The sequence below is a fragment of the Anaerostipes sp. genome (genome assembly GCF_018381315.1).
Taxonomy (GTDB): domain Bacteria; phylum Bacillota; class Clostridia; order Lachnospirales; family Lachnospiraceae; genus Anaerostipes.
Genome location: NZ_JAGZSD010000020.1, coordinates 24,564 through 36,739 on the forward strand (window position 1 = coordinate 24,564; position 12,176 = coordinate 36,739).

The following is a 12,176-nucleotide window of genomic DNA, read 5'->3' on the forward strand; positions in this document are numbered from 1 at the left end:
TTGCTTCGGCTGATCAAGCCGGCAATGGCTCCTTTTAATTAAGTCTGTCTAAATACTCTTCCAGGCAGAGATTCTTTTTCTTCATCTCTCTGGCCGCTTTCTTACCCACATAACGGTAATGCCATGGTTCATATCCGATTTTTGTGATGCCTGTCTTATCTTTCGGGTATCTGAGAATAAACCCGTATCTCCAGCTGTTTTTCATCAGCCACTGCTGTTCCTTCCGCTGTTCCTGAGTCACATCCAGCACTGGATAATCGACAGCTGTAATATCCACTGCCAGACCAGTCTGATGTTCGCTCCTTCCCGGAAGTGCGACCCACATCATTGCCTTCCGTTTGGCTTCATTTTCTGTATAGCCCTGGTTCAGATACTTATTAATGTCCTGTTCCAAAAGGTAAGACTGCCGCTCTGATGTGCGGTAAGCAGAACATACAGAGGGATAAAGTCCCTGGCTCCTGGCTGCATTCATCATACGCTGCAGGTCCGGCAGAATTCTGCGGTCAACCTGGCATCCATTTTTTAATGTAAGCAAATCTGGCGCATAATAATCCGGCACAGAATTTTCGTGGTTAATCAGCATCAGATTCCAAGAAACAGTTTCCCTATGTTTTATTTGTCTGGGAGTCTCAAATTTACTGACTGATATCGGCTTTTTTACTGTCTGCTGTGTGGAGGTACAGTACTGAATGATCTGGATCGACAGAAACCATGTAGCCAGGATTTCCCCTAACAGCAGGATAAAATATCTGTGTTTTCTTAGTACAGCTTTGTTTTTTCTCATTGGTCCGTCACCCTACTTTCCAGAGTTTTTACTCTCTGGTATTATGATAACCGGATCTTGTATCACAAATCAGTCAAATTTCCATCAAAGTTGTATCATTTGAATTGAATATCCCCCTGGTCATAGTCTCTTTCCGGAAAAATAGAAAGCTCTCCCTCTTCTGCTAATCGTTTATTGTAAAATACAAACAGATAACGGACACTTTCTGTCCCTGATTTATACCGGACAAAACACTGGCCGCTTTTTCCTCTGATGATATCCTGTTCCGCCAATCCAAGATACTCTCCCCATATCCTCACAATGTTGTCGGCATCGGAAGCCCGGATTCCGAATCCGTCGGTATTTTCTACTGACAGAATCTTATGGGATGAATCATCTATGGTCACCATAAGACTCTTGTCTTTAGACTGAACGGTCACACTGTGGATTCTCAGACGTCTGGCATAATTTTTTGTATCCAGGTAGGTTGCCGTAGTCTCATAAAATATCAGGGTATTTTTATCTAACTTAAGGTTTGGAAACATTCCCTGCTTTTTTAATTTCTTCAGTTCATTTATACACGTTTTTTTGAGTGAATCAAGTTCTGCTGATCCCCATTCATAAGATTGATCCGTCACAGCAATATCACCGTCTGCATTCTCCGCCTGAATCATAATAGATAATTTCTCTTTTATGGACAGTGTGTCTGTCTGGATATCCGATGTATCTTCCACCCTGCTAAGCTCCACCCTGTCTCTCATCTTCCGGTCCTGCCATCCTGAAACCAGTGAAGGCCAAAAAACACAGGAGGCTGCCAAGGCAATGGCTGCAGTGCAGACCAGCAGATTTTTATACTTCATGAAGCTGCTCCTTCCTGAGCCGGATGTTGACTGCCGTCCCTTCAGATATCTTGCTTTCAAACTTCATTTCCCCGCCGTGCAGTTCCACAATGCGCCGGCACAGGGACAGTCCCAGTCCGGCTCCTCCCTCTTTTCTGGACCGGGACTTGTCTGCCATATAGAAAGCTTCCGTAACTCTTTCCATGTCTTCTTCCGTCATTCCCCTTCCGTTGTCCTGTATCATCAGAAAATAGTATGTTTCATGCGATCTTCCTTCAAACCGGATCCGGCCGGATTCACCCACTGCCTTTCTCGCATTGTCAATCAGATTCAGACACAGGCTCTGAAGCAGATCCGGCTCTCCCAAGACTGTTCCCTCTGCAAAAGAACAGTTAAAACTGATGCCTGACATTTTCAGCTGAGGCTCCACCAGCCGCTGTACTTTTTCAAAAAGCTCAGAGACCAAAACCGGCCTCAATGAAATCTCCTGCTTATCCAGAACAATCAGATCCATAAGTTTTAAGGACAGGGACTCCAGACGTCTTCCCTCCTCAAAGATATAGTTGGCTGCCTGAAATCTCTGCTGCTCACTGAGCCCTCTGGACCTGAGAGTATCCGCATAACCTATGATAGATGTCATGGGTGTCTTCAGTTCATGTGCAAAACTTCCCATAAACATTTCCTGCCGAAGCGCCGCATCTTTCAGCTCACAGATCTTCTGCTCCAGCTGCCCGGCCATAGAATTAAAATCTTCTGCCAGAGAACCAATTTCATCCTCTGAGGTTATCTCAGAACGTGTTTTTAAATCACCTGCTGCATATGTCCTGACTGCCTTGGAAAGAATCCTCAGCGGACGGGTCAGCCAGTTTGTAAGACAAAAGACAGCGACTCCCAGCGTCAGGATTAAAATCAGAGATATTTTTTGGTAAAGCGCAAGCTGGCTTTTTTTCATTTCATACAGCGCAGAAATATCCCTGACATTTTCTAAATAAAACACCTTATCATCTACAGTAAACCTGCAGGCAGACTGAAGATAATATCTGCTGTTCTGCTTAAGAATCGAATATCCGGCATGTTTGGCATCTAATTTTTTCATGACTGTATCCGGCACCCGGAAGTTAAGATCCGAAAACAGCTGACGGCAACGGCTGTCACAGATGCGGAACTTTCTCTCCTTTCCCGGCGAGGAAAGACTGATAGAACCGGCCAGCTTTTTTACCGTGTTTTCCGGCGAACTGCTGTCCGGCGGAGAAACCGCAATGGAAGCCCCCAGTGTAGCCCGGAAAATGTCATTTTCCTGATAAGCCATTTCTACCGTCTGGCGCAGGGAGGACTGAAAAGAAGACTGTATCAAAAAATATCCTCCGACACTGAAGGTCAGCATTGTAACTGTAATGATGCTAAAAAATACTTTTAAAGAAAACCTCATTCCTGATCCTCCAGGCGGTAACCGACTTTATAAACAGTCTTGATCTTATGCTCCCATCCGATCTTTTTACGAAGCCGCTGTACATGCAGATCCACCGTCCTGCTGTCGCCCATGTAACTGCTGTCCCAGATCTTTTCATAGATATAATCCCGGAACAGGGCAATGTTTTTATTTTGGATCAAAAGAAGGAGCAGTTCATACTCCTTCACTGTTAAGTTCACAGGCCTCCCCTGCTTTTTTACGATCCTTGCAGACAGATCTATCTCCAGATCTCCGATGGATATACTGCTTTCCGTCTTATGATAACGTCTGAGCACCGACTCCACCCTTGCCAGAAGCTCTGCAATCTCAAACGGCTTGGCCAGATAATCGTCAGCCCCCGCTTTGAGCCCCTTTACTTTATCCTCCGTAGATGACTTGGCTGTGAGAAATATGACCGGAATTCCTAACGGCCTGATATAATCCATCAGCTCATATCCGTCAATCTCAGGCAGCATAACGTCCAAAAGGATCAGGTCAAACGTCTCCTGCTCCAGCAGGTCAGCTGCCTTGGCTCCGTCAAAAGCACAGCTTAAGGAGTATCCTGCTGCTGCCAGGTTCATCTGGATTAGATTGGATATGGCAGGCTCATCTTCTACAATCAAAATATGATTCATTTCCTTCTCCTTTGCTTTTCACATTGATCACAGCCAATATATCATCTTTTTGTATCTTTTTTGCATCATCTGATCCTAAACTTACAGATCCAGAAATGCAAATGGTTCCTCATCCTTTACAAAATGCATCAGCATGTAGGCACACATAATAGCCACATGTTCTTCCTTCAAAATCCTTTTCGCTTCGTTTTTATCTGCCAGAATAATCTCAATCTCTTCTGAATCCTCCTGTCCTGTTTTGCTCGGTGTCCCGCTGGCATATCCGTAAATCGTGGCGCAGGATTCATCTGTCATGCCCACAGACATAAAACCGGGCTTTTCATACATAGGATCCGCCTGGATCACATCCAGCTCCAGCCCGGTTTCCTCTTTTAATTCACGGACTCCTGCCTCTCTGTAATCTTCTCCGTCTTCCACCAGGCCAGCCGGGAATTCATAAATATAATCATCAATCGAATACCGGTACTGCTTTACCAGAACAACTTTGTCTCTTTTCTCTCCGTAAAGGCTGTAAACAATGATTCCGTCCGGAGTATTTTTTTTGGTTTTCAGCTTCATGCGGTCCATGTTTTTAACTCTGGATGCGATGTAATAATTCAGCGGTTTTCCCACACGGTTTGTTCCCTTTAAATGATATAAGTTCAAATGTGGATTGTCCGTCAGTTTCTTTACTTCTTTTATTTTTCCCATAATACACACTCCTTTTTAATGCTTCTATTATATCGGATATTTTTTCCGGCGGAAACCTCTTTCTTACAGAACAAGTGCACATTCCAGTGCCAGATGAAAGTATTTGTGAAAACCAGTGATTCCGTATTCTTTGAGATCTCTGATTTCCCATTCATCCGAATCCAAACTGTCGGCTCCATATAAGAACGGAAGAAACCTGACATCTCTGAACTGTGTCACTGCCAATGCGGCAGAGCATTCCATCTCCACAGCAAGACAGCCCTGTTCTTTTCGTTCTTCAACAACTCTGCGCGTCTCTCTGTACACTGCATCTGTTGTCCATGTCTTTCCCGTCACATAAGGAAGACCGGTCTTTTTTAAACAGGATTCCAGCTTACGCATAGATCCTTCCTCCGTGTATATCTCTTCACTGGATGGTATGTAATGGTAGCTGGTGCCCTCATCCCGGACTGCTGATGACGGAATGATAATCCTGTCCCGGACTTTCTCCTGGTCGAGAACCCCGCAGCATCCGAACATCACAATACTTTCAGCTCCCATGGCTATCACTTCTTCCAAACCTGCTGTGCAGGCAGGTGCTCCCACCCGAGATAAGAAAAGCGCAATCTGCTTTCCCTTATAGATTATTTCGTAAACCGGAACAGCACCATTTGCAGAACAGAGCTCTGCGATTACCTTTCCTTTCATCTTCCCAGCAAATTTTTCTGTCATCGTTTCAGAAAAGGTTGTAATGCATACCTTGGGAAAATCCGGTTCTGGCTTTATAACATCTTCCGGATTTATAAATGCAGTCTTTTCATAATCGAAACGTTCAAATATTGTTGCCATTTTACTCCCCCTGTATAACTAATAATTTACGGATCTCCTTCAGCATTCTTTTGGGGATCTCTTTGTTCACCGGCATAAGTTTGCTGTACATCCGAACCCCCTGATATGAAAAAATGATTAAGTCAAAAACTGCCGGTATATCAATATGATGAAATTCTCCCCGGTCAATGCCGTATTGAATTAATTTTTCCCATGTGTCATAAGACTGCAGGTATTGGTTATATAAAACATTCCCGCCGGAACTGTTTTCTTTGATACTGAAATATTCATAGATGGCTGTGCTCAGGGAATGCCCGCTGTCGATCATCTCGGCTTCATAACGCTCTAACACATCATCCAGTATCTGAACAGCGGGCAGCCCAAGCTTTATTTTAGCCTGAAATTCATCGTCCTGACACTTCATCATATCATCTGTTATCTCCTTAAATATTTCTTTTGTACTGCTGTAATGACAGTAAAGACCTCCCCGGCTAAGCCCTGTGATATCACAAATATCCTTCATGGTGACATCTTTGAAGCCCTTATTGGCAAACATGAGACAAGCCTGCTCCTTAATCAGTTTTTTAGTTGCTTTCCCTCGCTTATTCATCCTTCCTCCATTTCCGACACCACTGTCTTTTTATATATTATGCGACACAAACGTCGGAAAGTCAAGAAAAGACATTTTGACCAGTTCTCCGGCTTGCTGTCTCAGAGATGTAAGATTTTCTAACTTTCAGCAAAGCTTCTCCGGCGGCCCGTTCGGAACTCACTTCGTTCAAACAGCCTCACTGCGCTTTGCGCACCGCCTCCGAAGCGCTTCGCGCGATAAGGTATACTTAACTTATTGTTAGGAATGTGTTGATCTCTTAGTTTTATTGCAGAAAGGATGGTTTTTATGGATATTGGCGAAGGTATGAAAAAGATTCTGCTGGCAGGTATCGGGGCTGCAGCCACGACTGCTGAATCTGCCAAAGACATTGTGGATGACCTGGTAAAAAAGGGAGAACTCACTGTTGAACAGGGCAAGGTCGTAAATGAAGAACTGAAGCACAAGGCAAAGGACAAACTGAAAGATCATGTGACAGTGAATATTGTAACGGAATCCGGAAATCTTATGGACGCTGTGGATACGATGTCTGAAGAGGAACTGGAGCTTTTAAAAGAAAAGATTCGTGAAAAAGAACAGCAGGACACACAAGCACCGGAGGATTCAGAAGAAAATGAGCAGTGACGTCTCCAGCCAGAGATTCCTGGACATACTTAAGGTTCTGAAAAAACACCATCTTTCCCGGGGCATGACCCCTGAGAAGCTGAAAGAAATTTTTGAGGAGCTGGGTCCCACCTATGTGAAGCTGGGGCAGATCATGTCCATGCGCTCTGATATGCTCCCGGAAGCATACTGCGATGAGTTAAAAAAACTCAGGACAGAAGTAAGGCCAATGGAATACTCATTGGTCAGACAGGTAATTGAACAGGAGCTGGGCCGCCCTTTGGACTCGGTGTTTTCCAAAGTCCGGGAGGCTCCTTTGGGCTCAGCTTCCATCGCCCAGGTACACTTGGCTGTCCTCTCCGATGGAAGGCAGGCTGTCATTAAAGTCCAAAGGCCTCATATCCGAGAGACCATGGAAAAAGACATCCATTTGCTGAAAAAAGCAGCAAAACTCCTGAAAGCCGCCATGGGAACCGGGGATTTGATTGATTTTGGAACCATCCTGGATGAGCTTTGGAAAACATCTCAGGAAGAGATGGACTTCATCCGGGAAGCTGATAATCTTCTTACATTTTATGAGAATCAAAAGGATATTTCTTATATTACCTGCCCCAAGGTATTTACAGAGTTTACAACACCGCGCCTTCTCACCATGTCTTACATTGACGGAATCCAGATTGACCATAAATCAGCTCTGGAAAAGGCCGGCTATGATCTGACAGAGATCGGTGAAAAAGCCGCTGAAAATTATTGCAAACAGATCTTGGAAGACGGTTTTTTTCATGCAGATCCCCATCCGGGAAATCTCTGGATCGCCGGAGGCCGGATCGCATGGCTGGATCTTGGTATGACAGGACGTCTGTCCGATCACTACAAGCAGCTTCTCAGAAAAGCAATTTCGGCTATTTTGAAACATGATATTTATACTTTAAAAAATGTTCTGTTGACGCTGGGTGAGCCAAGAGACCGCATCAATCATGCCAGACTGTACACTGATGTAGATGATATTGTCAGCCGTTATATGACCATGGATTTCGGTGAAATGCGCTTGGGGGACCTGATCGAAAAGCTTTTGGATCTTGTAAAAAAGCATAAGATTGCAATCAGTCCGGACATTACCCTGCTGGGACGCAGCATGGTCACAATGGAAGGAACCCTGGCTGCCTGTTCTCCTGATGTCAATATGCTGAAAATCCTCTCTATGCATATGTCATCCATCATCTATAATGATTTTGACTGGAAGAAGGAATTGGTCCACCGCGGCCGCACGGCTTATGCCTCCCTGGATAAATCTATAGAGATTCCGTCACAGCTTTCGGACCTGTTAAATATCACAAAAAACGGACAGACAAAGCTGAACTTTGAACTGACAGACACAGAAGACTGGCTGAAGGAAATACACCGTTCGGCAGGGTATCTGGTTTTAGGCTTAATCGCTTCCGCTCTTTTTATTGGTTCAAGCCTTCTGTGCATGACGGAAATAAAGCCCCGGATCATGGATATGCCATGGATCAGCTTTGCAGGGTTTTCCCTGTCAGGTATTCTTATTCTGTACCTGCTGTTCCGTATTTTATTCCGAGGCAAAACATAAAAACGCTGAGATCTGATGTATAACCATCATTTTCTCAGCGTTCTTTTTGGTTTCAGATGAAACGGAACTGTCCGTTTTATTTTTCTTCAATTCTTTATGGAAGCTCTAAAATACAGTCCTGCAGACGTTCAATGAATCTTCTGCCTGCCATGGAAATGCTGTTTCTGTCTTTATAACCTATAGCAATTGTCCGGGTAACCGGAGGATCTGTAGGCCGCAGTGCAAGACGGTAGTTTGTCCTGTGCAGTATGAGTTCAGCAAGAATGCTGACACCCAGGCCGGCCTCCACCATCGTCATAATTGAATAATCATCATGGATCGTATATTTGACATTCGGAGTGATGCCAACCGACTTAAAACACTCTAAAGGCTCATAATAATGCCCTTCTTCCAGAAGGATAAATGGTTCCGGTGCCAAATCTTCCAAGGGGATCACGTCTTTTTTGGCCAGGGGATGGTTTTTGGGCAAAACAGCCAGCATATCGCCCTCTTTCAGAGTCATTGTTGAAATCCCGTTTGCAGCATGAGGATTGATAAACCCAAAATCAATGGCACCTGTTTTTATCCATTCCTGAATGGAAGTATAATCTCCCTGGTGAATAACAAACTCTACCCCCGGATACTGTTCTTTAAATTCTTTCAGCAGCACAGGAAGCCAATGGGCTGAAATACTGGAGATGGTGCCCATACGGATGAGACCTGTCTCCAATCCTTTGATCTCCTTTGTTTTTTCCTGTACTGCCTGATATTGATATACCATTCGCTCAATATAAGGATAAAGTTCTTCTCCCTCCAAGGTCAGCTTTGTTCCGGTGCGGAAACGGTGTACCAGCTTTATGGACAATTCTTTCTCCAAAGATGAGATCATCTGGCTCATGGCAGACTGTGTATATCCCATGGCTTCTGCCGCCTTAGAGAAACTTCCCGTCTCAACGATTTTGTGCAGTGCAAGATACCGATTCATATTTTACTTCACTTTCTCTAATGTTATCTTTAAAAACTTTTGTTTTACTTATATTTTATGTGCCTGCTATAATGAAGTCAAGGAAAATGAAAGGATCACTTGATATGAAAAAAACGATAGTCAGACAATATGTAGCAGATGCATTTACAGATAAAGTTTTCAGCGGAAATCCTGCCGCTGTCTGTATTATGGATCAATGGCTCCCGGAAGATCTGATGATGAACATAACGAGAGAAAATAACTTATCTGAGACAGCCTTTGCCGTAAAAGAAAATGGAATCTATCACCTCCGCTGGTTCACTCCGGGCGGTGAAATTGATCTGTGCGGCCATGCAACTCTCGCCTGCGCTTTTATTCTTCTTCATTACTATGAAAAAAACAGCAGAAGGATCGTCTTTTGCACAATGAGCGGTGATTTAACCGTTATTAAAAATGGCAGCCTGTATGAAATGGACTTTCCGGCCTATGACTTAAAGCCGGTTCCGGTAACTGAACAAATAAAAGATGCAGCCGGTGCAGCCCCCATAGAAGCATATATGGGAAGGGATCTGTTATGCATATTTGAAGAGGAGAAAACTGTCAGAAACTTAAACCCTGACTTAGAGAAGGTAAAACAACTGGACGGGCTCTTGCTTCATGCAACAGCAGGCGGAACTGCTGCGGACTGTGTCTCAAGGTCCTTTGCCCCCAAAATGAATGTTGCTGAGGATCCGGTGTGCGGTTCCGGACACTGCCATATCGCACCGTATTGGTCCCGCAGGCTGCAGAAAACCCATATCAACGCCTGCCAGGCATCAAACCGGGGAGGAACCCTGTACTGCACAGTAAATGGCAGCAGAGTCACACTTGCAGGAAAAGCTGTATTATACTCCGCAGCAGATCTTTATTTGTAACTTTCTTATGCAGAAGACAAAAAGACACCGGATTTATCTCCGGTGTCTTATATTGATTAATTTTCTTTTCTTCTGAGCAGATATCCTTCCGGAATTTCTTCCCCAAAGTCTACATAGACCATTTGCCTTGGATGGGGTGCGCTCTCCATTGAAACACCGTCCTCATCCTGGATGGCTTTTACACATACCTGCCGGTTTTCTCCGCCGGGCACCATAACTTCAATCGTCTCACCTACAAGGAACTTATTCTTCTGTTCTAGCAGAGCATATCCCTTTTCATTATGCCCCTGTACAATCCCGATATAGGTATATTCTTTAATGTAAGTATTGCTGTCGTAGATCTGTGAGTCTTCATCTGTTTTTCCATAGTAAAAGCCTGTGGTAAACTGACGGTAGGTACACTTGGAAATCTCCTGCCTGTAATAATCCATATTGGCTTTATATTTGTCCGGAGATTCTTTATAATCATCGATAGCCTTCCGGTAAGTTCTTGCTACCGCCGCCACATAAAGAGCAGTCTTCATTCTGCCCTCGATCTTCAGGCTGTCAATTCCGGCATTGATCAGATCGTCTATATGTTCAATCATACACAGATCCTTGGAGTTGAAAATGTAGGTTCCCCGTTCATTTTCATACACCGGCATATATTCACCCGGTCTGGTCTCTTCCACTACAGAATATTTCCATCTGCATGGATGGGTACAGGCTCCTTTGTTGGCATTCTGTCCTGTGAAATAATTGCTTAAAAGACAGCGCCCGGAATGTGAGATACACATAGCTCCATGGACAAATGCCTCGATCTCCAGGCTGTCCGGAATATGCTTCCTGATCTCCCCAATCTCTCTTAACGATAACTCTCTGGCCGCCACTACACGGGATGCCCCCTGCTCATGCCAGAAATTATAGGTGGCATAATTGGTGCTGTTGGCCTGCGTACTGATGTGCCGTTCAATCTCCGGACACTCCTCCTTGGCTATCATAAAAACTCCGGGGTCAGAAATGATCAGCCCGTCCGGCTGGATATCTTTCAATTCCCTGAAATACTCCCGGATACCGTCCAAATCTCCGTTATGGGCTACAATATTTGCTGTTATATAGACTTTAACTCCATGCTCATGGGCAAAGCGGATGCCCTCTTTCACATCCTCCATAGAGAAATTCTTGGCCTTTGCACGGAGGCCGTACATTTCCCCGCCAATATAAACTGCATCTGCACCGTAGAGTACAGCTACTTTCAGTACTTCTAAATTGCTTGCTGGTATCAGCAGTTCTGTTTTTCTCATGTTACTCTCCTGTTTTAATGCTCACTGCCACCCCGTCTCCCAGCGGAAGTATGGATGTATCCAGCATTGAATGATTTTTCAGTGTATATAAATATTCTCTCATCCGTTTATGGATGGTCCTGTCTCTGCGCTCTATGGCATACCGTGATTTTACAATATCTCCGTCCTGCAGAACATTGTCAGAAACTAAAACGCCGCCGGACGGAAGCAGTCTCAGAATATGTTCAAAAAAGCGGATATATTGGCCTTTCGCCGCATCCATGAAGATCAAGTCAAAAGTACCGGAAAGTTCCGCCAAAATCTCTGCAGCATCTCCCTCCAAAAGAGTGACTGCGTCCCCTGCCCCGGCTCTTAAAAAATTCTCTTTTGCCTTTTGAATTCTTCCTTCATTTCGTTCAATGGTAACAACAGTTCCGCCTTCCGGCTGAAACTTATGCATATAAAGAGATGAAAATCCCACAGCCGTTCCGACCTCCAGGATTTTCATCGGTTGATTCATCATCACTAGTACTTTCAGAAACTCTTTTGTCTCCGGCTTAACGATGGGCACATGGTCTTTCCTGGCCTGGCGCTCAATCCCGCTCAGGAAGACATCCTCCTCTTTTATCAGTGAGCGAAGATAATCGGTCACATTTTCATTTACAATCATTTTGTATCCTTTTCACGGGTATCCCCGCACAGAACTGCCATGATCTCATCAATTCCCTGAGACTGCGACAGCCTGTACTTTCCCGGGACAAATGCCGTATCACTGTATTTTGAGAAAAATTTTCTTACTTTAAATCGGTTTCTTCCAACGATCAGATGCTTCTCATAAAGCTGGTCTGCCACCTGATCGGTTCCGTCTCCTTCGGAGATTACCACCTGCACCTTTTTCGTGCTGGCGGCATCGTATGCCTCGTTTGAGAAAGCATGATAGGCAAAAGAATACATACCGAAAAACAATCCGATAATCAGCCCAATGATCAAAATCTGATGAACCACTTTCCAAAAAAGCCGAAACAGGTCTTCTCTATTCTTTTTTACATCTTCATCCTTTGTCATCATC

The 12,176-nt window shown here is 44.4% G+C and carries 14 protein-coding genes; 3 read left to right on the plus strand and 11 right to left on the minus strand.

The features are described 5' to 3' along the window. Positions 1-34: 34 nt before the first annotated feature. The 7 genes from KH180_RS13555 to KH180_RS13585 form a co-directional block, all read right to left on the minus strand. Positions 35-784, minus strand: coding sequence for a M15 family metallopeptidase (locus tag KH180_RS13555; protein WP_290761203.1), 750 nt, complete (start codon positions 782-784; stop codon positions 35-37). Between the two features lie 95 nt (positions 785-879). After that, positions 880-1,623: a hypothetical protein gene (locus KH180_RS13560; protein ID WP_290761205.1), complete on the minus strand. Its 744-nt coding sequence runs from the start codon at positions 1,621-1,623 to the stop codon at positions 880-882. Then, positions 1,613-3,031 carry a sensor histidine kinase gene (locus tag KH180_RS13565; RefSeq protein WP_290761207.1) on the minus strand — a complete coding sequence of 473 codons (1,419 nt, stop codon included), beginning with the start codon at positions 3,029-3,031 and terminating at the stop codon, positions 1,613-1,615. The genes KH180_RS13560 and KH180_RS13565 overlap by 11 nt, the downstream gene beginning before the upstream one ends. After that, on the minus strand, positions 3,028-3,687 hold the full coding sequence (locus KH180_RS13570) for a response regulator transcription factor (protein ID WP_290761209.1): 660 nt from the start codon (positions 3,685-3,687) through the stop codon (positions 3,028-3,030). Before KH180_RS13570 ends, KH180_RS13565 begins: the two co-directional genes overlap by 4 nt. A gap of 81 nt (positions 3,688-3,768) precedes the next feature. After that, the gene (locus tag KH180_RS13575) at positions 3,769-4,377 is read right to left on the minus strand and encodes an NUDIX hydrolase (RefSeq protein WP_290761211.1); all 609 of its coding nucleotides are present in this window, start codon (positions 4,375-4,377) and stop codon (positions 3,769-3,771) included. 63 nt (positions 4,378-4,440) lie between these two features. Then, complete coding sequence (locus tag KH180_RS13580) at positions 4,441-5,205, minus strand: nucleoside phosphorylase (RefSeq protein WP_290761213.1); 765 nt, start codon at positions 5,203-5,205, stop codon at positions 4,441-4,443. A gap of 1 nt (position 5,206) precedes the next feature. Further along, positions 5,207-5,794, minus strand: a complete 588-nt coding sequence (locus KH180_RS13585; RefSeq protein ID WP_290761215.1) for a TetR/AcrR family transcriptional regulator — start codon at positions 5,792-5,794, stop codon at positions 5,207-5,209. Between the two features lie 288 nt (positions 5,795-6,082). On the opposite strand from KH180_RS13585, the gene KH180_RS13590 reads away from it, so the two are divergent. After that, positions 6,083-6,418 (plus strand): hypothetical protein, encoded by a 336-nt coding sequence (locus KH180_RS13590; protein ID WP_290761217.1) that lies wholly within the window; start codon positions 6,083-6,085, stop codon positions 6,416-6,418. Continuing rightward, positions 6,408-7,988, plus strand: coding sequence for an ABC1 kinase family protein (locus KH180_RS13595; protein ID WP_290761219.1), 1,581 nt, complete (start codon positions 6,408-6,410; stop codon positions 7,986-7,988). The genes KH180_RS13590 and KH180_RS13595 overlap by 11 nt, the downstream gene beginning before the upstream one ends. A 94-nt stretch (positions 7,989-8,082) precedes the next feature. Here KH180_RS13595 and KH180_RS13600 read toward each other — a convergent pair whose 3' ends face one another. Beyond that, complete coding sequence (locus KH180_RS13600) at positions 8,083-8,952, minus strand: LysR family transcriptional regulator (RefSeq protein WP_290761221.1); 870 nt, start codon at positions 8,950-8,952, stop codon at positions 8,083-8,085. Between the two features lie 104 nt (positions 8,953-9,056). On the opposite strand from KH180_RS13600, the gene KH180_RS13605 reads away from it, so the two are divergent. Beyond that, positions 9,057-9,845, plus strand: a complete 789-nt coding sequence (locus tag KH180_RS13605) for a PhzF family phenazine biosynthesis protein (RefSeq protein ID WP_290761222.1) — start codon at positions 9,057-9,059, stop codon at positions 9,843-9,845. Positions 9,846-9,901: 56 nt separating this feature from the next. Here the strand turns inward: KH180_RS13605 and KH180_RS13610 are convergent, their stop codons facing one another. Genes KH180_RS13610 through KH180_RS13620 form a run of 3 tightly spaced genes read right to left on the minus strand, consistent with a single transcriptional unit; the run spans position 9,902 to position 12,172 of the window. Beyond that, on the minus strand, positions 9,902-11,128 hold the full coding sequence (locus KH180_RS13610; protein WP_290761224.1) for a peptidase U32 family protein: 1,227 nt from the start codon (positions 11,126-11,128) through the stop codon (positions 9,902-9,904). 1 nt (position 11,129) lies between these two features. Further along, entirely contained in the window at positions 11,130-11,777 is a 648-nt protein-coding gene (locus KH180_RS13615) for an O-methyltransferase (protein WP_290761226.1), read from the minus strand. Beyond that, positions 11,774-12,172, minus strand: a complete 399-nt coding sequence (locus KH180_RS13620) for a hypothetical protein (protein ID WP_290761228.1) — start codon at positions 12,170-12,172, stop codon at positions 11,774-11,776. Before KH180_RS13620 ends, KH180_RS13615 begins: the two co-directional genes overlap by 4 nt. Positions 12,173-12,176 lie beyond the last annotated feature (4 nt).

Bases quoted from the DNA above. Each gene is read 5' to 3' on its own strand.
- KH180_RS13555 (WP_290761203.1), bottom strand. From the start codon at position 784: ATGAGAAAAAACAAAGCTGTACTAAGAAAACACAGATATTTTATCCTG.
- KH180_RS13560 (WP_290761205.1), bottom strand. From the start codon at position 1,623: ATGAAGTATAAAAATCTGCTGGTCTGCACTGCAGCCATTGCCTTGGCA.
- KH180_RS13565 (WP_290761207.1), bottom strand. From the start codon at position 3,031: ATGAGGTTTTCTTTAAAAGTATTTTTTAGCATCATTACAGTTACAATG.
- KH180_RS13570 (WP_290761209.1), bottom strand. From the start codon at position 3,687: ATGAATCATATTTTGATTGTAGAAGATGAGCCTGCCATATCCAATCTA.
- KH180_RS13575 (WP_290761211.1), bottom strand. From the start codon at position 4,377: ATGGGAAAAATAAAAGAAGTAAAGAAACTGACGGACAATCCACATTTG.
- KH180_RS13580 (WP_290761213.1), bottom strand. From the start codon at position 5,205: ATGGCAACAATATTTGAACGTTTCGATTATGAAAAGACTGCATTTATA.
- KH180_RS13585 (WP_290761215.1), bottom strand. From the start codon at position 5,794: ATGAATAAGCGAGGGAAAGCAACTAAAAAACTGATTAAGGAGCAGGCT.
- KH180_RS13590 (WP_290761217.1), top strand. From the start codon at position 6,083: ATGGATATTGGCGAAGGTATGAAAAAGATTCTGCTGGCAGGTATCGGG.
- KH180_RS13595 (WP_290761219.1), top strand. From the start codon at position 6,408: ATGAGCAGTGACGTCTCCAGCCAGAGATTCCTGGACATACTTAAGGTT.
- KH180_RS13600 (WP_290761221.1), bottom strand. From the start codon at position 8,952: ATGAATCGGTATCTTGCACTGCACAAAATCGTTGAGACGGGAAGTTTC.
- KH180_RS13605 (WP_290761222.1), top strand. From the start codon at position 9,057: ATGAAAAAAACGATAGTCAGACAATATGTAGCAGATGCATTTACAGAT.
- KH180_RS13610 (WP_290761224.1), bottom strand. From the start codon at position 11,128: ATGAGAAAAACAGAACTGCTGATACCAGCAAGCAATTTAGAAGTACTG.
- KH180_RS13615 (WP_290761226.1), bottom strand. From the start codon at position 11,777: ATGATTGTAAATGAAAATGTGACCGATTATCTTCGCTCACTGATAAAA.
- KH180_RS13620 (WP_290761228.1), bottom strand. From the start codon at position 12,172: ATGACAAAGGATGAAGATGTAAAAAAGAATAGAGAAGACCTGTTTCGG.